The sequence below is a fragment of the Pseudarthrobacter sp. H2 genome (assembly GCF_050157045.1).
In the GTDB taxonomy this organism is placed as follows: Bacteria; Actinomycetota; Actinomycetes; order Actinomycetales; family Micrococcaceae; genus Arthrobacter.
Genome location: NZ_CP189594.1, coordinates 2,942,213 through 2,960,750, shown reverse-complemented (window position 1 = coordinate 2,960,750; position 18,538 = coordinate 2,942,213). Strand labels below are relative to the sequence as shown.

General features: G+C 69.2%; 17 protein-coding genes. 8 read left to right on the top strand and 9 right to left on the bottom strand.

The window, feature by feature from the left end; all coding sequences use genetic code 11:
• Positions 1-207: 207 nt before the first annotated feature.
• Genes ACQCSZ_RS13880 through ACQCSZ_RS13865 form a run of 4 tightly spaced genes read right to left on the bottom strand, consistent with a single transcriptional unit; the run spans position 208 to position 4,256 of the window.
• Positions 208-981, bottom strand: coding sequence for an ABC transporter ATP-binding protein (locus tag ACQCSZ_RS13880; protein WP_427004344.1), 774 nt, complete (start codon positions 979-981; stop codon positions 208-210).
• On the bottom strand, positions 978-2,000 hold the full coding sequence (locus ACQCSZ_RS13875) for an ABC transporter ATP-binding protein (RefSeq protein WP_427004343.1): 1,023 nt from the start codon (positions 1,998-2,000) through the stop codon (positions 978-980). Before ACQCSZ_RS13875 ends, ACQCSZ_RS13880 begins: the two co-directional genes overlap by 4 nt.
• Positions 1,997-2,965, bottom strand: a complete 969-nt coding sequence (locus tag ACQCSZ_RS13870; RefSeq protein WP_427004342.1) for a branched-chain amino acid ABC transporter permease — start codon at positions 2,963-2,965, stop codon at positions 1,997-1,999. Before ACQCSZ_RS13870 ends, ACQCSZ_RS13875 begins: the two co-directional genes overlap by 4 nt.
• A gap of 7 nt (positions 2,966-2,972) precedes the next feature.
• A complete protein-coding gene (locus ACQCSZ_RS13865) occupies positions 2,973-4,256 on the bottom strand; it encodes a branched-chain amino acid ABC transporter permease (protein WP_427004341.1) in 1,284 nt (427 codons plus the stop codon).
• A 501-nt stretch (positions 4,257-4,757) separates the two neighbouring features.
• On the opposite strand from ACQCSZ_RS13865, the gene ACQCSZ_RS13860 reads away from it, so the two are divergent.
• Positions 4,758-5,699: a Bax inhibitor-1/YccA family protein gene (locus ACQCSZ_RS13860; RefSeq protein WP_427004340.1), complete on the top strand. Its 942-nt coding sequence runs from the start codon at positions 4,758-4,760 to the stop codon at positions 5,697-5,699.
• 114 nt (positions 5,700-5,813) lie between these two features.
• Here the strand turns inward: ACQCSZ_RS13860 and ACQCSZ_RS13855 are convergent, their stop codons facing one another.
• Together ACQCSZ_RS13855 and galK are read right to left on the bottom strand one after the other, a co-directional pair.
• On the bottom strand, positions 5,814-7,052 hold the full coding sequence (locus tag ACQCSZ_RS13855; protein ID WP_427004339.1) for an acetyl-CoA C-acetyltransferase: 1,239 nt from the start codon (positions 7,050-7,052) through the stop codon (positions 5,814-5,816).
• A gap of 56 nt (positions 7,053-7,108) precedes the next feature.
• Positions 7,109-8,263: a galactokinase gene (gene galK / locus ACQCSZ_RS13850; protein ID WP_427008342.1), complete on the bottom strand. Its 1,155-nt coding sequence runs from the start codon at positions 8,261-8,263 to the stop codon at positions 7,109-7,111.
• A 123-nt stretch (positions 8,264-8,386) separates the two neighbouring features.
• On the opposite strand from galK, the gene ACQCSZ_RS13845 reads away from it, so the two are divergent.
• From ACQCSZ_RS13845 to ACQCSZ_RS13830, 4 genes are all read left to right on the top strand, one after another.
• Positions 8,387-9,346, top strand: a complete 960-nt coding sequence (locus ACQCSZ_RS13845; protein ID WP_427004338.1) for an aldose 1-epimerase family protein — start codon at positions 8,387-8,389, stop codon at positions 9,344-9,346.
• Positions 9,347-9,483: 137 nt separating this feature from the next.
• A complete protein-coding gene (locus tag ACQCSZ_RS13840) occupies positions 9,484-10,812 on the top strand; it encodes an AI-2E family transporter (RefSeq protein ID WP_427004337.1) in 1,329 nt (442 codons plus the stop codon).
• A gap of 21 nt (positions 10,813-10,833) precedes the next feature.
• Complete coding sequence (gene ilvA, locus ACQCSZ_RS13835) at positions 10,834-12,072, top strand: threonine ammonia-lyase (RefSeq protein ID WP_427004336.1); 1,239 nt, start codon at positions 10,834-10,836, stop codon at positions 12,070-12,072.
• A 4-nt stretch (positions 12,073-12,076) separates the two neighbouring features.
• Positions 12,077-12,700 (top strand): rhomboid family intramembrane serine protease, encoded by a 624-nt coding sequence (locus ACQCSZ_RS13830; protein WP_427004335.1) that lies wholly within the window; start codon positions 12,077-12,079, stop codon positions 12,698-12,700.
• Between the two features lie 266 nt (positions 12,701-12,966).
• Here the strand turns inward: ACQCSZ_RS13830 and greA are convergent, their stop codons facing one another.
• Complete coding sequence (greA, locus tag ACQCSZ_RS13825) at positions 12,967-13,461, bottom strand: transcription elongation factor GreA (protein ID WP_427004334.1); 495 nt, start codon at positions 13,459-13,461, stop codon at positions 12,967-12,969.
• A 191-nt stretch (positions 13,462-13,652) separates the two neighbouring features.
• Positions 13,653-14,111 carry a DUF4307 domain-containing protein gene (locus tag ACQCSZ_RS13820; RefSeq protein ID WP_427004333.1) on the bottom strand — a complete coding sequence of 153 codons (459 nt, stop codon included), beginning with the start codon at positions 14,109-14,111 and terminating at the stop codon, positions 13,653-13,655.
• An 85-nt stretch (positions 14,112-14,196) separates the two neighbouring features.
• On the opposite strand from ACQCSZ_RS13820, the gene mca reads away from it, so the two are divergent.
• From mca to ACQCSZ_RS13805, 3 genes are read left to right on the top strand one after another with little or no spacing between them, the layout of a single operon-like run.
• Positions 14,197-15,102 carry a mycothiol conjugate amidase Mca gene (gene mca / locus ACQCSZ_RS13815; protein ID WP_427004332.1) on the top strand — a complete coding sequence of 302 codons (906 nt, stop codon included), beginning with the start codon at positions 14,197-14,199 and terminating at the stop codon, positions 15,100-15,102.
• A gap of 52 nt (positions 15,103-15,154) precedes the next feature.
• On the top strand, positions 15,155-15,490 hold the full coding sequence (locus tag ACQCSZ_RS13810) for a hypothetical protein (RefSeq protein ID WP_427004331.1): 336 nt from the start codon (positions 15,155-15,157) through the stop codon (positions 15,488-15,490).
• Positions 15,468-17,774 (top strand): thioredoxin domain-containing protein, encoded by a 2,307-nt coding sequence (locus ACQCSZ_RS13805; protein ID WP_427004330.1) that lies wholly within the window; start codon positions 15,468-15,470, stop codon positions 17,772-17,774. The genes ACQCSZ_RS13810 and ACQCSZ_RS13805 overlap by 23 nt, the downstream gene beginning before the upstream one ends.
• Positions 17,775-17,834: 60 nt before the next feature.
• Here ACQCSZ_RS13805 and trhA read toward each other — a convergent pair whose 3' ends face one another.
• On the bottom strand, positions 17,835-18,476 hold the full coding sequence (gene trhA, locus ACQCSZ_RS13800; RefSeq protein WP_427008341.1) for a PAQR family membrane homeostasis protein TrhA: 642 nt from the start codon (positions 18,474-18,476) through the stop codon (positions 17,835-17,837).
• Between the last annotated feature and the right edge of the window lie 62 nt (positions 18,477-18,538).

Here is an 18,538-nt window from a genome sequence, read left to right as displayed (position 1 = left end):
ACAGCAGCCTTTTGGTCCGCACCGGGACGTCCGACGCCGGGAATCCGGCACTGTGCCTTGCCTGGCGGCCCGAAACTCTGCGCGGCGTGACGCCGTCCCGCCCGGCATGAGGGGGACGCCGCCGCGAGGGCAGTCCCCGGCAGGCAGAAGGGCCGCCACCGGCTGGTGACGGCCCTTCTGAGCGCCTATTGGGTACTGCCCGGAAGGCTACTCGACCTCGTCGGCCAGGGTGCCCAGGTACAGGTGGATGACCTTGGGATCCTTCATGAGTTCCCGGCCGGTGCCCGTGTAGGCATCCTTCCCCTGGTCCAGCACATAGCCGCGGTCACAGATCTGCAGGCAGCGGCGCGCGTTCTGCTCCACCATGATCACGGAGACGCCGGCCCGGTTGATCTCGTGGACCCGCAGGAAAGTCTCATCCTGTTTGACGGGGGAGAGGCCTGCCGACGGCTCATCGAGCAGCAACACGGCCGGCTCCATCATCAGGGCCCGTCCCATGGCCACCATCTGGCGTTCGCCGCCGGACAGCGAGCCGGCCCGCTGGGCGCGCCGTTTGCCGAGTTCCGGGAACAGGCTCGTAACGAAGTCGAAGCGCTCAGGGAAGTCCTTGGGCCGCTGGAACATGCCCATCTGCAGGTTTTCCTCGATCGTCAGGGTGGCGAAGACGTTGTTGTTCTGCGGGACGAAGCCGACACCCCGGCTGACCAGCTTGTTGGCCTTCAGCCCGGTGATGTCCTGGCCGCGGACGACCACCGAGCCGGAGTGGACCTTGACCAGGCCGAACATCGCCTTCAGGAGCGTTGACTTTCCGGCGCCGTTGGGGCCGATGATGCCGATCAGTTCGCCCTTGCGGGCTTCGATGCTGCAGCCGTTGAGGATGTTGACGCCGGGAAGGTAGCCGGCCACCAGGTCGGTGACCTTGACGACCGAGTCCTCATCGTAGGCGGGCTTCGCGGCGGGCGCCGCGCTGGTGGCGCTCATGGGGTGTCCTTTCCTGTGCGGTCCGCCCCGGGGCCCTGATCCTTGGACTCGGCCTCAAGGACGTCGAGGGAGATGATGCCGGCGTTCTCGGTGCCGACGATCGACTCCTCGTCGGCTTCAAGCTCCGCGGCGAGTTCCTTGATGCCCTCGGTGTCACCGAGATCCACGTCGTGGTGCGCGCCCAGGTAGGCGTCGATCACGGCCGGGTTCTTCATGACCTCGGCGGGCGGGCCTTCGGCCACGATCTTTCCTTCGGCCATCACCACCACCCAGTCGGCGATGTGGCGGACCATGTTCATGTCGTGCTCAACGAACAGCACGGTCATGCCCTCGGCCTTGAGGTTCCTGACGTGGTCCAGCAGTGACTGCGTCAATGCCGGGTTGACGCCGGCCATCGGCTCATCCAGCATGACCAGTTTGGGCCGGACCATGAGGGAACGTGCCATTTCCAGCAGCTTGCGCTGCCCGCCGGACAGCGAGGCCGCGTAGTCGTCCTTCTTGGCGTCCAGCTTGAACTTCTCCAGCAGCACGGTGGCCTGGGCCGTGATCTCCTTTTCGCGGCCGCCCCAGATGCCCTTGAACAGTGCCTTGGACAGCCGCTCGCCGGACTGGTCGGAGGCGCCGAGGCGCATGTTTTCCATGACGGTGAGTTTGCCCATGACCTTGGTGAGCTGGAAGGTGCGCACCATGCCCATCCGGGCGACCTTGTACGAGGAGACGCCGGCAATGCTCTGGCCTTCGAACTGCCATTTGCCGGTGTTCGGAGTATCGAAGCCGGTCAGCAGGTTGAACAGAGTGGTCTTGCCGGCACCGTTGGGGCCGATCAGGGCCGTGATCTTGTGCCGCGGGATCTCCAGGTACTCGACGTCGACGGCGTTGAGGCCGCCGAAGCTGCGGGTGACGTTCTCCGCGACCATGATCGGATCGCGTTTCTTGCAGCCCGGGGCCGTCTCGCCGGCGGCAATCGGCCGGTCATCCGTCATGTAGTTGACGGTTTCTTCTGTTGACTTCTCGCTCATGCGAACGCCAGCTCCTTCTTGTTGCCGAAGACGCCCTGGGGCCTGAAGACCATCAGCAGCATCAACGCGACGCCGACCAGAATGAAGCGCAGCTGCCCGGCCTGGACAGTGTTCAGCCAGGTCACGGCGCCGGATTCGATCAGGCCGAACAGGATGCCTTGCGTGAGGGACAGCACGACCCAGAAGATCATGGCGCCGACCACCGGGCCCAGCACCGTGCCGAGGCCGCCGAGCAGCAGGCAGGTGTAGAGGAAGAACGTCAGTTCGGTGCCGTAGTTCGCCGGCTGGACCGCGCCGCGGGGGAGGGTGAAGATCATGCCCGCCAAGGCGCCGAGGACGCCGCCGATGATGAGGGCCTGCATCTTGTACGAGTAGACGTTCTTGCCAAGCGAGCGGACGGCGTTTTCGTCCTCGCGGATGCCCTTCAGGACCCGGCCCCACGGGCTGCGCATCAGGAGCCACACCAGCGTGCAGCAGACGATGACGAGTGCCCAGCCGACGACCCGGATGAAGAAGTCCCTGTTGTTCATGCCCAGATAGGAGCCCTCAGGGAACGGGTTCATGGAGTAGAAGTCGCCTTCGAAGGCGGCGAGGCCGTTGGCCGAACCGGTCACCGCGGTCAGCTGGTTCGTGGTAACGATGTAGCGGACGATTTCCGCCGCAGCGATCGTGACGATGGCGAGGTAGTCGGCCCTCAGCCGGAGGGTGGGAATACCCAGCAGCATGGCGAAGATTGCCGAGCAGACCACCGCAATGAGCAGGCCCACGAAGAACGGGACCTTGAAGGTCAGCGTGGATATGGCGAAGCCGTACGCGCCCACCGCCATGAAGCCGGCCTGGCCGAAGTTGAGCAGGCCCGAGAAGCCGAAGTGGACCGCAAGGCCGAGCGCGGCAAGCGCGTACGCCGCCGTCGTCGGGCTGAACAATTCAGCGGCGGCGCTGGAAAGAATGAATCCGAAGTTCATGGCTCTCCTAACCCACGCGCTCGCGGCGGCCCAGAATGCCCTGGGGCCGGAACAAGAGGACAACAATCATGATGAACAGCGCTCCCACGTATTTGAGGTCGGCGGCGAGGCCGAACACGGTGGTCAGCTCCACGAAGATGCCGACGATGATGGATCCGATCAGGGCCCCGAAGACCGTGCCGAGGCCGCCCAGGGTCACGCCGGCGAAGATGAGCAGCAGGATCTGCGAGCCCATGTCGAAGGTGACGCCGGGCCGGTAGTACGCCCACAGGATGCCGCCGAGGGCGGCCAGCATGCCGCCGGCAATCCAGACAATCCGGATGACGGAGTCGACGTCGATGCCGGACGCCGCAGCCAGGGCCGGGTTGTCGGCTACCGCACGGGTGGCCTTTCCGAGCCGGGTCTTCAGCAGGATGATGCCGAGCAGGGCGATCACGACGGCGCTGATGACCAGGGACCAGAGGTTGTTGGGGGAGATGGAGACCGGGCCGAGCTGGATTTCCGCGCTCTGGGCGAACGGCAGCTGCTGGGTGGCGCCGCCGAAGTAGAACTGGATCACGTACCGGACGGCGAGCGCGAGGCCGATGCTGACGATCATCATCGGGACCAGGCCCGTGCCGCGGCGACGCAGCGGCCGCCACAGGCCGGCGTCCTGTGCCCAGCCGAACAGGCCGCCGCCGAGCAGGGCCAGGACTATGGCCAGCCAGAACGGGAGGTTCATGGCGTTGAACACGAAGACGAGGACCGCTCCGAGCGTGACCATCTCGCCGTGGGCAAAGTTGGTCAGGCCGGTGGTGCCGAAGATCAGCGAGAGGCCCACGGAGGCGAGGGCGAGCAGGAGCCCGAAGCTCAGGCCGGCCACCAGCCGGTTGAGCAGGTTCTTGCCGAAGTCCTGCTGCTGGACGACGATGCCCTTGCCGAAGGCGAAGATCACCGAGACGTTGGACGTCTGGCTGAAGGTGACCTTGCGGGGGTTTTCCTGGCCGTCGGCGAGCTTGATGCCCTCCGGCAGCGTGGATTCATCAAGCTTGACCTCGTATGTTCCCTGGGTGGGGACGCCGATGGTCCATGAGCCGTTGGCTGCCGATTTGGCGGTTCCGGTGAAGTCGCCGCTTGTGGCGGTGATGGTCACGTCAACGATCGGTGCGCGGTCGTCGCCGCGAAGAAAGCCGCTGATGCTGTTCGAGAACTGTGTGGCCGACGGGGATGGTGCCGGCGAGGGGCTCGTGGCCTGCGACGCCGGGGCGACGATGAGCAGTAGCGCGGCCGCGGAGGCAAAAACAGCCCCCACAGCGTTCAGCAGTCTGCCGCGCCGTCTCTGCGACAGGCCTCTCGGTGTGCTTCTCAAATTCAAAACCTCCACATGGGTGGTGTCGGTTGCGCCTGTGCAACCGCTGCTAACGGTCAGGGGGACGAACGGCGGTGCGTTGCTGCTGTGGTGCAATGCTGCTGTGGTGCAATGCGGGGTAATGCGCACAGAGGTGGTGAGTGCAGCTTGTGACATTCATCACCCTGTGGGCCCATGTTACAGCCCGGGCGGGCCAATGAATGCCGTCGCGAGCAGGGGAAACGTCGCGATCGGATAACAACCGCGAGGCACCGGCCCTCCTGCGATTCGTCGGTTACGGCACGGGTGGGATTACGGTTGGGTTGCGGCCGTTTCCCTGCGGGAACTATCCCTGCCTTTCGGGCGTGGGAATTGGTAGCGTGAGTTTTAACCAAGTCCTGACTAGGACAAAATACAGCTCACGCTCTGATCATCATTCACCCCCTTATTTGGAGGACACCAGCAATGGCACTTGGCGGAAACCCGATCTTCAACGGAAAGAATTTCCGGGGGGCCACCCAGGCACCGCCTGTCCCGCAGGCGTTCGGGCAGGGCCCCTACGGGCAGAACGCCTACGGGCAGGGCCAGTACGGCCAGGTTCCGGGCCGGGCTCCCGGCCAGGTCATGGACGCCCAGGGCGGGTGGGCTGCTGCCCAGCCGGGGATGAGCCAGGAGCAGCTGCAGCAGATGTACAACCGGCCCGCCGCCGGTCCTGCCGACACCGGCCGGATGACGTTTGACGACGTCATCGTCAAGACGGCGGCCTGCCTCGGCGTGCTGGTTGCCGGCGCCGCCGTCACGCTCCTCGTGGCGCAGGGCCTGGCCATGATGCTGATGCTCGTCGGCGCGCTCGGCGGATTCGTCCTCGCGCTCGTCAACACCTTCAAGAAGCAGCCCTCCCCGGCGCTGATCCTGGCCTACGCCGGGCTGGAAGGACTCTTCCTCGGCGGTCTGACCCGCGTCCTGGACGGGATGTTCCCGGGGGTGGGCCTGCAGGCCGTCATCGGCACGCTCTCTGTCTTCGCCGTGACCCTGGTGCTGTTCAAGAGCGGCAAGGTCCGGGCCACGCCCAAGGTCATGCGGTTCTTCATGATCGCCATGGTCGGCTACGCCGTCTTCGCGCTGATCAACATGGTCATGATGTGGACCGGCGCCGTGAACTCGCCGTTCGGCCTGCGCACGTCCGTGGAGATCTTCGGCATCCCGCTGGGCGTCTTCATCGGCCTGCTGGCGATCGGCCTCGCCGCGTTCTCCCTGATCATGGACTTCACCAGCATCGAAGCGGGCGTCCGCAGCGGCGCCCCGCAGCGCTTCTCCTGGACCGCGGCGTTCGGCCTCACGGTAACCCTGGTGTGGCTCTACGTTGAGATCATCCGCCTCCTGGCGATCCTCCGCGGCGACGACTGACCAGGACCACCAAGCAACCGGTTCCAGACGATGGGGCCCCGCCACGGCGGGGCCCCATCTCCGTCTTCCCCCGCCGTCAGCCGGGCCGTACGCTGTCAGCTGAGCCGGACGCCGTCAGTTGAGCCGCTCGAGGATGACCGCCATGCCCTGCCCGCCGCCGACGCACAGGGTGGCGAGGCCCAGGCCCGCATCGCGCTCCCGGAGCCCGTTCAGCAGGGTCGCGGTCAGGCGGGCGCCGGTCATGCCGAACGGATGCCCCAGCGCAATGGCGCCGCCGTGGACGTTGAGCTTCCCGGGATCGATGCCCAGTTCCCGTGCGCTCGCCACGACCTGGACCGCGAAGGCCTCATTGAGCTCCACGAGGTCGATGTCGCCGATGTCCAGCCCCGCGTGTTTCAGCGCCTGCCGGGTCGCCTCCACGGGGCCCATGCCCATCAGTTCCGGGGACAGGGCGCTGGCCCCGGTGGCCACGATCCGCGCCAGCGGCTCCAGCCCCAGTTCACGGGCCCGCGCATCACTGACAACGACGACGGCGGCGGCGCCGTCGTTCAGCGGGCAGGCATTGCCGGCCGTCACGGTGCCTTCGGCGCGGAACACGGGCTGCAGGGCAGCGACCGCCTCCAGCGTCACTCCCGCCCGCGGGGAATCGTCCCGGTCGACGACGGTGCCGTCCTTCCGCGTGTACGGCGTGATTTCGCGGGCGAAGAAACCGGAGGCGATGGCAGCCTCGGCGCGGTTCTGGCTCAGCACGGCCCAGGCGTCCTGCTCCGCGCGGCCGATGCCGTAGCTCGTGGCCACGTTTTCCGCCGTCTGCCCCATCGCGCTGTAGATGTCCGGCAGCAGCCCCTCCAGCCGCGGATCGGTCCAGCGCGGGTTGGACGCGGCCCTGGCCGCGGTGCGCCTCCCGGCCGCGTCGAAGAGCGGATTGTGGGTGCCGGCGTCGGTCTCGCCGGCGCCGGCCCAGTCCCGGTAGCGGGACACCGCCTCCACCCCGGCCGCGATGAATGCCTGGCCTTCCCCGGCCCTGATGGCGTGGAAGGCCATCCGGAGGGTCTGCAGGCTCGAGGCGCAGAACCGGTTGATCGTGGCGGCGGGAACGTTGTCCAGCCCGGCCAGGACGGCGACCACCCGGGCCATGTTGGACCCGGCCTCGCCGCTCGGTTCCGCGCAGCCCAGGTACAGGTCGTCCAGGCCCCGGCCGGGGCCCGCAGCCGCGTCGAAGGAGGGAAGCTTGGCGAGTGCGGCCTGCACCATCGCCGCGGCGAGGTCATCGGGCCGCTCGTCCTTGAGCGAACCCTTGAACGCCCGTCCGATCGGGCCCCGTGCAGTGGAAACTATGACGGCTTCTGGCATGTGCCCAGCCTACGCTCCGGCTCCGCCGGCAGGATGGCTCCTTGTTCAGCGCACTCCTAGGCCAGCCGGGTGGCTCCGCCCGCGGGGCGCACGCTGAAGATGTCCGGCGCGGCGTAGCCGGCCCGGGCGAAGCCGCGTTCGACGGCGGCGCGGACGGCCTGTTCGGAGCCCGCCGGGGTCAGCGCGATCGCCGAGCCGCCGAAGCCGCCCCCGGTCATCCGGGCGCCGATCGCGCCGCCGGAGCGGGCGGCGTCCACCGCAAGGTCCAACTCGGCGCAGGAGATCTCGAAATCGTCCCGCATCGAGGCGTGGGAGGCATCGAGCAGTGGGCCGATTGCCTGCGGACCGGCGCCCTCGAGCAGTTCCACCGTCTGCAGCACGCGGTCGTTTTCCGTGACGACGTGGCGGACCCTGCGGAACGTCTCCGGGTCCAGGAGCCCGCTGGCCTCCTCGAGGTCCTCGAACCCGACGTCGCGCAGGGCCTTGACGCCGAGCACGTCGGCGCCGAGTTCGCAGGATTCCCGCCGCGCGGCGTAGCCGCCCTCGGCATGGGAATGCGACACCCTGGTGTCGATCACCAGCAGCACCAGCCCGGCGGCTTCGGCGTCGAACGGCACCAGGCGGACCCCCTGGTCCCGGCAGTCGAGGAAGACGGCGTGCCCGGCCGTGGCCCGCAGCGAGGCCGACTGGTCCATGATGCCGGTCGGGGCGCCGACGAAATCATTCTCCGCGCGCCGGGTGGCCAGCACCATCTCCTTAACATCCATCCCGGCGGCCGTGAGGGCGTTCAGGGCTGTGATCACGGCGCATTCGATGGCATGCGAGGAGGCCAGGCCGGCGCCCCGGGGCACGTCGGAGTCCAGCAGCAGGTCCAGGCCGGGGACGGCGAGGCCCCGCTGCTGCAGCGCCCAGATGACGCCCAGCGGATACTTGGTCCAGCCCCGGGCGGCCGCGCGGTCCAGGGAGCCGGCGTCCGCCGTCGTCAATCCCTGGTTGCCGAACGTGGACAGCATCCTGAGCGTGGAATCCGGCCGGAGCCGGACGGCCACCCGGGCCGTCCTGTCGATGGCGAACGGCAGTACGAAACCCTCGTTGTAGTCCGTGTGCTCCCCGATCAGGTTGACGCGGCCGGGCGCCTGCCAGATGCCGTCGGGGGCCGCGCCGAAAACGCCCTCGAACCGGGACGCAAGTTCCTTGCTGCCGAGGATCATGCGGTGCCTTCCCACTGCGGTGCCTTCTTACTGCGGTGCCCTCCGATGGGGGTGCCTTCCCACGGACGTGGCGGATACTCCAGCTTATCGGCCGCCCTGTGCCGCGGCCTGTACCGTGGTGCCATGGAGCTGAGCGAATCCCCTGGCGGTCCCGGTACTCCCGATAATTCGGCGCGGCGCTGCGCCTCGGGCAGGCAGTACGAGCTGCGGCGCGGTGACGCCCTCGCCGTCGTCACCGAACTGGCCGCCGGCCTCCGGCTGTACAGCCGGGGCGGCACGCAGCTGACCGAGAGCTACGGCGACGCGGAGATTCCGCCCGGCGCCGCCGGGATCACGCTGGCGCCCTGGGCCAACCGCGTCGAAGACGGCGTCTGGTACCTGGACGGCAGGAAGCAGCAGCTGGACATCACCGAGGTCCCGCGCAACAACGCCAGCCACGGGCTGCTGCGCAACGCCTCCTACGGGCTCGTGGACGAATCCGCGTTTTCCGTGACCCTGGAGGCGGCCATCTTCCCCCAGCACGGCTACCCCTTCCTGCTGCGGCACCGGGTCCGCTACGAACTGGCCGCGGACCTGGGCCTGGCGGTCCGGCAGACCCTCATCAACGACTCCGGCGAACGGGCGCCGTTCGTCCTCGGCTCCCACCCCTACCTCCGGCTGGGCGAGGTGCCCAGCGGGGAGCTGACCGTGACGGTGGGCGCCCGCACCCGGCTCGTGACGGACGGGCGGCTCATCCCGCGCAGCACGGAACCGGTCGGCGGGGACTTCGACCTGCGCGGCGGCCGGCAGGCTGCCGGACTGGAGATCGACTCCGCCTACACGGACCTGGAGTTCGACGGCGGGGTGGCCTGCCACACGCTCCGGGCACCCGACGGGCGGAGCGTGAGCCTCTGGCAGGACGGGAGCTGTGGCTACGTCCACGTCTTCGTGACGACGAAGTACCCGGGCCGGGCGTTGGCGGTGGCCATCGAGCCCATGACCGGGCCGGCGAATGCCTTCAACAGCGGCGAGGGCCTCCGCTGGCTGGCGCCGGGGGAGCAGTTCAGCATGAACTGGGGCATCAGCGCGTCGCTGGCGGTCTGAGCCAGGAGGCCAGGACCTGCCCGGGGAGCCGGTTTCCCGCGCGTTTCCCAGCCGGTTTCCCGCGCGTTTCCCAGCCGGTTTCCCGCGCGTTTCCCAGCCGGTTTCCCATGCGGGCCCGGCTGGGGAATCATGGGGCTATGACGCCAGCTGAGGACGCCGCCCCACGAACCCGCCTCGATTCCGCCACCCCGGTAACCGCCCGGGGCGGCGATGGGGTGCCATCCCGCCGGGCACTGACTGACCGGGAGCTCGACCAGGAGATTCCCTACGGCGTCCGGATCGCGGCCTCGTGGGCCTGGCGGATCGGGCTGATCCTCCTCGTGACCGGCGCACTCGTCTGGCTGCTGGGCAAGGTGAGTTTCCTCATCATCCCCGTCATGGTCGCCGCCCTGCTAGCAGGACTCCTGAGCCCCGTGGTGGGGTGGCTGGCCCGGCACCGGGTGCCGAAGGGCCTCGCCGTCGCGATCACCGTCCTTGGCTTCATCGGCGTGATCGCAGGCGCCCTGGCGCTCGTCGGCCGGCAGCTCGTGTCCGGCTTCGGCGAACTCTGGTCCCAGGCCCTCGTCGGGATCCAGCAGGTCCAGGACTGGCTGTCCGACGGCCCGCTGCATCTGACGGCGACCCAGATCGACCAGTACGTCAAGGACGCCACCGCGGCGCTGCAGAACAACAGCAGCAGCATCCTGAGCGGGGCGCTGAACTTCGGCAGCACCGCCGGCCATTTCGCCGCCGGGCTCGTCCTGTCGCTCTTCATCCTCATCTTCTTCCTGCTCGAGGGGACCCGGATCTGGGGCTTCCTGGTCCGGCTGCTGCCGCGGAAGGCCCGGCCCGCGACCTACGGGGCCGGCCGCCGGGGCTGGTCCTCGATGGTCAGTTACGCGCGGATCCAGATGTTCGTGGCGTTCGTCGACGCCGTCGGAATCGGGGCGGGCGCCGCCATCATCGGCGTGCCGCTGGCGCTCCCGCTGGGGGTGCTGGTGTTCCTTGGCTCCTTCATTCCGATCGTGGGCGCGCTCGTTACGGGCGCCGTCGCCGTGCTGCTGGCCCTCGTGGCCAACGGGCCCGTCAACGCGCTGATCATGCTGGGCATCGTGCTGGCCGTCCAGCAGCTGGAAAGCCACATCCTGCAGCCCCTCGTGATGGGCAAGGCCGTGGCCCTGCATCCGGTGGCCGTGATCCTGTCAGTGGCGGCCGGATCCTACCTGGCGGGAATCCCCGGCGCGCTCTTCTCCGTGCCGATCCTCGCCGTAGCAAATACGTCGATTCGCTACATTGCCGGCAGATCATGGGAACATGATGAAGTGCTGGCAACCGCGGGTCCCCAGGGCATCCCTGCACCTGACGAGGCCGGCGCGGGCAACACCATCCAGGACGCCCACCTGCCGGGCGGCACGCCAGGCCGCCACGGCGCGCCCCACAACACCGGTGTTCCGGGCAGCGATGCCGGACGGGACGCCGGAGCCTGACCCGAAGAAGGAGACTAGTTCGTGAATACCCTTGAGAGCCTGCCCGTCACGCTGGACGATGTCCTGGAGGCGCAGAAGCTGCTCGACGGGATTATTACGCGGACGCCGATCGAGTCCTCGCGGGCCCTCGGCGCCATGGTGGGCGGCGAGGTGTTCCTCAAATGCGAAAACCTCCAGCGCGCCGGCTCCTTCAAGGTCCGCGGCGCCTATGTGCGGATGGCCAAGCTCTCCGCCGAGGAGAAGAAGCGCGGCGTCGTCGCTGCCTCGGCCGGAAACCATGCCCAGGGCGTGGCGGTGGCCGCGAAGAGCCTGGGCATCAAGGCCCGCATCTACATGCCGCTGGGCGTCGCCCTGCCCAAGCTCGCCGCCACCCGCAGCCATGGCGCCGAGGTGGTGCTGCACGGACACAACGTCGACGAGGCCCTCGCGGAGGCAAAGCGCTACGCCGATGAAACCGGCGCGGTGTTCGTCCACCCGTTCGACGACGTCGACATCGTGGCCGGCCAGGGCACCGTCGGACTCGAAATCCTCGAGCAGGTGCCCAACGTCGACACCATCCTGATGGGCGTCGGCGGCGGCGGGCTGCTGGCCGGCGTCGCCGCGGCCGTCAAGGCCCGCGCGAAGGAACTCGGCCGCGAAATCCGCATCATCGGCGTCCAGGCCGAAAACGCGGCCGCCTACCCGCCCTCACTGGCCGCCGACGCCCTGGTCCCGCTCAAGCGCGTCTCCACGATGGCCGACGGCATCGCCGTGGGCCGCCCGGGCCAGCTGCCCTTCAGTATCATCCGCGAACTCGTCGACGACGTCGTCACCGTAAGCGAGGACGCCCTGGCCCGGGCGCTGATCTTCCTGCTGGAACGCGCCAAGATGGTCGTCGAGCCCGCCGGGGCCGTGGGCGTCGCGGCGCTGATGGAAGGCAAGATCGAAAACCCCGGAACCGTCGCGGTGGTCCTCTCCGGCGGCAACATCGACCCGATGCTGATGCTCAAGGTCATCCAGCGCGGCCTCTCCGCCGCCGGCCGCTACATGACCGTGCGGATGATGCTGGACGACCGCCCCGGCTCGCTGGCCACGATCGCGCGCATCATCGCCGAAAACGACGCCAACGTCACCGGGCTGGACCACACGCGCGTCGGCGGCTCCATCAGCATGGGCGACGTCTCCATCACGGTCAACCTGGAAACCAAGGGCCACGAACACTGCGAGCAGGTCCTCGCGGCGCTCCGGGCCGAGGGCTTCCAGCCGATCGTGGTGCACTGACGCCATGGCACTGGACGCGTTCAGGGGGGAACGGCGCGGCGCCGGCGATACGCCTGCCGTCCGCGCCCGACGGGGCCTGCTGGTGGTGGGCTCGTTCGTGGCGCTGCTGTACCTGATCGAGATCATCAACACGCTCATGTTCCATTCCCTGAACCGCACGTTCGGCCTGCGCCCGCGCAGCCTGGACGGGATCCTGGACATCCTGACGTTCCCGCTGCTGCACGCCAACCTGGCCCACCTGCTCTCCAACACGCTGCCGCTGATCATCTTCGGATTCCTGGTGTTCCTGTCCGGGCTGCGGGTATTCGTCACCGCGCTGGCCTCCAGCTGGCTGGGCTCCGGTGCCGTGGTGTGGCTGATCGGCCTCAACGTCACCGTGGGTGCGTCCGGGCTCGTCTTCGGGCTCTTCGCGTTCCTGCTGGTCCGCGGCTTCATCAACCGCAACTGGTGGCAGATCCTGCTCTCCGTGGTGCTGTTCATGGCCTACGGCAGCATCCTGTTCGGCGTCCTGCCGAGCGTGGCAAGCTTCGTGTCCTGGCAGGCGCACCTCGGCGGGGCGATCGGCGGCGTCGCGGCGGCGCTCCTCCTGGGCTCCGGCCGGGAGGGCCGGCTGCGCACCCGCCGCTAGGCTGTCGGCCCGCCGCTTGTATGGGTTGGGTTTTTCCTGGCGCCTGCCGCCGTCCGGGGGGACTTTGGAGCCGATCCGGGCACCTGGGCGGCTGAACGACGGCGTGTCCGCGCCAAAGTGCCCCCGGACCGCGCCCCGGGCCGCGCGGGGCCGGCCCTGGGACCGCGCGGGGCCGGCGCGAGGGTGCCGGAACAACAAACGACGCCGGCCCTCCCGCTGCAGGGGAGGGCCGGCGTCGTGGTTAACCGGTGCGCTGAATCCGGGTCTTAGCCGGTGTACGGCTTGGCCGAGATGATCTCGACGGTGATGACCTTGCCGTTGGGGGCGGTGTAGCTGAGCGACTCGCCCTCCTTGTGGCCCACGATGGCTGCGCCAAGGGGGGATTTTTCGCTGAAGACGTCGAGGTCCGAGTCTCCGGCGATTTCACGGGAGCCGAGCAGGAACGTCTCTTCGTCGCCGGCGATCCTGGCCACCACGAGCATGCCGGGCTCGACGATTCCGTCGTCGGCCGGGGATTCGCCCACGTGCGCATCCCGGAGCAGCGCGGTGAGCTGGCGGATGCGGGCTTCGATCTTGCCCTGCTCCTCCTTGGCCGCGTGGTAGCCGCCGTTCTCCTTGAGGTCGCCTTCCTGGCGCGCAGCCTCGATCTTCTGGACGATATCCGCCCGGCCGGGGCCGGAAAGGTGGTCCAGCTCTGCCTTCAGGCGGTCAAAAGCTTCCTGGGTAAGCCAAGCTGCAGTTGCGCTGTTGGTGGTAGACACGGACTTCTCCTTTTTGTGGTCAAACAAGCAAAGACCCCGCCACGGTGGCCACTTTTCAGACTCAGTAACCAGCTCAGCGGGGGAAACGTATTGGTCCATTGTAGTCAATCCTGTGGATAAACCAAAGGTTGCAGCGGCGTGGGTCACACCGCGTTATTCCGCGTTATCCCGTGTACGCCGCGCTCCGCGGATTATCTTTCGGGGCCCGGGACCCAGCAGCCGTCCACGACGCCGGTTACGGCCTGCGACTCGGTGCGCACCAGTGCCCGCTGCACTGTGGTCCGGCCGCCGTCCTCGCCGGCGCCGGCGGCGTTGGGCCCCACATCCACCACTTTCCAGCCGACGACGGCGAACTTGGCATCGAGGGCCTTGACCGCGCATCTGGCATCCGTTGCGGGGTCCTTGGTGACCTGGAAGTCGATTTCCGCGAGGGTGGCGTCGGGGGTGCTGTAGCCGATGTCCTTGAAGCTGACCGCGGGGGTGGCGGACGACGTCGAGATCCACGCCATGAATCCGATGCCGGCCGCGAGGGCAGCGATCAGGATGCTGCGTTTGGCCGTGCGGGTCAGGGCACGCTTCTGGCCGCCGTAACGATTGGCTAGGCTGGTAGAGCCCGGCTCGGGCGCGGCAGGCTGATCCTCGGAACTCACCAACCCAGTTTAGTGTGGATCCGGCGGGGAAATTTCCGCGCCCCCGCCGAACGAAACCTGTAGAAGAAAGAGGAGCCGTCCCACGATGACAGCGTCCCCCAGCCCGTCAGCGCCGCTCCGGCTGCTGGCTGTCCATGCGCATCCCGACGACGAATCCAGCAAGGGCGCCGCCACGATGGCCCTGTACGCGGCCGCGGGCGTGGACGTCCTGGTGGCGACCTGCACCGATGGCTCCCGCGGGGACATCCAGAACCCGGCGGTGGCGGGCCAGCCGCACCCTGCGCGTGACATGGCAGGCGCCCGCCGGCTGGAGATGAACCGGGCGGCCCGGATCCTCGGGGTCCGCCAGCGCTGGCTGGGCTTCGTGGATTCCGGGCTGCCGGAAGGCGATCCCCTGCCGCCCCTGCCGGCCGGCTCCTTCGCGGTGCAGCCGCTGGAACGGGCGGCCGCACCGCTGGTCAGGCTGGTCCGCGACTTCCGGCCGCAGGTGATCGTCAGCTACGACGAGAACGGCGGCTACCCGCACCCGGACCACATCATGGCGCACCGGGTGGCGGTCGAGGCCTTCGAAGCCGCCGGGGATCCCGCCCGGTACCCCGGAACCGGCGGGCCCTGGGAGCCCGCCAAGCTCTACTACGACCGCGCCTTCAGCCCGGACCGCCTCCGGGTGCTCCACTTCGCGCTGGAGGAAGCCGGCCTGCAGTCCCCCTACGCCGGACGCCTGGCGGCCCGGCTTGAGGCGGACGCGGAAGGCCACATCCCGCCGGCACCCTCGCACCCCACCACCACCCAGATCGAGTGCGGGGACTTCTTTGAAGCCCGCGACGACGCGCTCCGGGCGCACCGCACCCAGGTGGACCCGGAGGGCTTCTTCTTCGCGGTGTCCTCGGCGATGCAGCGCCGGATCTGGCCGTGGGAAGACTACTTCCTCGCCCAGTCCCGGATCCCCGCCGAACTGCCCGAAACGGACCTCTTCGCCGGGCTAAGATAGAGGCAACCCAGTAGACGAAGCCCCGCCACCAGTTCCCACAGAAGGTTCCCCAGTGCATTCCTTGTTCCTCGCCCTGACCACAGCCCCGGCGCCGGCCCCGTCGCCGTCGCTGCGTCCGGGACTTTCCCAGGACCAGGTCACCCCCGGCCTGCTGGGCTTCCTGCTGACCGCCTTCATCGTGGTGCTGACCGCGCTGCTGATCGTGGACATGGTGCGGCGCATCCGCCGGGTCCGCTACCGTGCGCAGGTGGAGGAAGAACGCGCTGCTGCCGACGCGGTGACGGACGACGCCGGCCAGGACCCGCCGGCCGGCGGCGCCCCGGGTGCTGCCAACGCCGCCGATTCCCGGCCGGAAACGAACGGCCATGCAGGGCCCGGAAACCGCTGACGGCGGCACATCGCAATCCCTCCCCGGGGGGGCCTTCCCCCAGGCCGCCAACGCCCTGGGCGGAGAACCGTCTGCCTACCTCCGGCAGCACGCGGGCAATCCCGTCCACTGGCGCCCTTTCGGCGACGAGGCCTTCGCCTTCGCCGCCGCCCGGGATGTCCCGGTGTTCCTCTCGATCGGTTACGCGGCCTGCCACTGGTGCCACGTCATGGCCCATGAATCCTTTGAGGACCAGGCCACCGCGGACTTCCTGAACGCGAACTTCGTGGCGATCAAGGTGGACCGCGAAGAGCGCCCCGACGTCGACGCCGTCTACATGGCGGCCACCCAGGCGATCAGCGGCGAAGGCGGCTGGCCGATGTCCGTCTTCCTCCTGCCGGACGGCAGGGCCTTCCACGCCGGCACCTATTATCCGCCCCGGCCGATGCCGGGCCGGCCCTCGTTCCGCCAGGTCCTCGATGCCGTCCATGACGCCTGGCTGGACCGCCGGGACGACGTCGAAGAGAACGCCGGGACGCTGGCCCGCGGCCTCGCCGGTTCACAGCTTGGCCCGGCCGTCCGGCTCGACGGGCCGCCGGAGCCCGTGGACGCCGCGCTGCTCCCGGAAGCCGTGCGCGTGCTGGCCGGGACGGAAGACCCGGGGCACGGCGGCTTTGGCGCCGCGCCGAAGTTTCCGCCCTCCGCGGTCCTGGAGTTCCTGATCCGGCATGCCTCCGCGGCTCCGAAGGCTGCGCCGTCAGCAAGCCCGCCGCCGGAATCATCGGCGGCGGAAACCGCGGCGGTGGCCCGGGACATGGCGGCGCGCACGCTCGCCGCGATGTCCCGGTCGGCACTGTTCGACCAGCTCGACGGCGGCTTCGCCCGCTACTCGGTGACGCAGGACTGGTCCGTTCCGCACTTCGAGAAAATGCTCTACGACAATGCCCAGCTGCTCCGCGTCTACGTGCACTGGGTCCGGCTCGGAGGCACGGAGCACTACCCCGCAGCGGAGGCCGCGGACGTCGCCGAGCGCACGGCCCGCTGGCTCCTGTCCTCGCTGGGGCTCGTGACCCACACAGGGGACGCCGCAGGGGAGGGTCACGACGCCGGGCCGGGCACCGGGGACGCCGCAGGGGAGGCCCCAGGGGAAGGTCATGACGCCGGCGTCGAAGCCCTGGCCTCGTCCCTGGACGCCGACACGGTGCTGGACGGCGTGCACACCGAGGGTGGCACCTATCTCTGGACCCGGGCGGAACTGACCGGGCTGCTGGGACCGGCGGACGGGGCGGCCGTGGCGCAGCTGATGAACGTCCACGCCCGCGGGAGCGTCTCGGCGGACGGTTCCCCGCTGCACCCCGGACGGGCGCCGCGTGCTACGGAGGCCGCCTTGTGGCAGCGGGTCCGGCCGCTGCTGCTGGAGGCCCGGAACCGCCGGCCGCAGCCGGCCCGCGATGACAAGGTCGTGGCCGGCTGGAACGGGCTCGCCGTCGCGGCGCTGGCCGAGGCCGGGGCCGTGCTGGACCGCCCGGAGCTGCTCGCCGCCGCCGAACGGATCGCGGCGTACCTGGAGCGGGTGCACTGGAAGCCAGCCACCGGCGGCGGGGCCGGCACGCTCGTGCGGGTGTCCCACGCCGGGGCATCCCGGGGGATCGGGGGCCTGCTGGAGGACTACGCGTTCTGCGCCGAAGGCCTGCTCGCCCTTTATGGCGCCACCGGCCGCACCCGCTGGTATCAGCTCGCCGAGTCCATCGTGCAGGCCGCGTGCGTGCGGTTCGTGGCCGGCGGAGCCCTGCGGGACACCGCCGGGGAGTCCGAGCAGGTCTTCAACGCCCAGGGCCGGCGTGCGGCGCTGGATCCCTTCGACAACGCCACACCCAGCGGCGCGGCAGCCTTCGCGGGCGTGCTGCTGGCCTACTCGGCCCTCTCCGGCTCCAGCGGACACCGCGCCCTGGCCGGCAACATCCTGTTCCTGCTGCCGCCGCTGGCCACCCGGGCGCCCCGGGTGGCCGGCTGGCTGCTCGCGACGGCGCAGGCCGCGCTGGCCGGCCCGGTGGAGGCCGCCGTCGTCGGTCCGGACACGCCGCAGCGGGCCGCACTGCACCGGGAGCTGCTGCTCTCGACCAGCCCGGGGCTGGTGGTTGCGCCGGGCGAGGGGGCCGCCGGGGAGGCGGTGCCCCTGCTGCGCGGCCGGCAGGCGGCCCCGGACGGCGCGCCGCAGGTCTTCCTCTGCCGCGGCATGGTCTGTGAGCTCCCGGTGGGTTCTGTCGCGGCGGTGCGCGAACGCCTGGCCGCCATGTCCCGCTGAGCCTTCGTGCCGGACCCGGGAAGCCTCAGCCCGGCCCGGTCCAGCCCGGTCCAGCCCGGTTCAGCCCAGGACGGCGATGGCAATCGCGATGAAATGGGCGGCAAAGGCGAACACCGTGAACGCATGGAACAGTTCGTGGAAGCCGAAGTGCTCGAAGCTGAAATTCGGCTTCTTCAAGGCATAGAAGACGGCACCCGCAATATAGAGGGCACCGCCGACGCAGATCAGCACCGCCGACGCGACGCTGGCGGCGAAGAATTCCGGCAGGTAGAACAGCGAGCCGCAACCCAGGGCGATGTAGATCGGCACGTAGAGCCAGCGGGGCGCATGCGTCCACAGCAGCCGGAACAGCACGCCCAGGATGGCCCCGGACCAGATGATCCACAGCAGCACCACCGCCTTGGGCCGGTCCAGCAGGGCCCAGGCCAGCGGCGTGTAGCTGCCGGCGATGACCAGCATGATGTTGGTGTGGTCGAGCCGCTTCAGCACCATCTTCACCCCCGGGGACCAGTTCCCCCGGTGGTAGACGGCACTCACCCCGAAGAGCAGCACCCCCGTGAGGGCATAGACCGCGGAGGCGGCCTTCAGATCGGGCGTGGGGGCCAGGATCACCAGGGCCAGGCCGGCGGCCAGGGCGAAAGGCGCCGCGACGGTGTGGATCCAGCCGCGCCATTTCGGCTTGATCATCAGGAGTTCAGCAATCCGGACCGCAGCACCGTCCACAGCACCGTTTCCGCGCTCCGTGTGCCGGTCAGTGTTCCGGT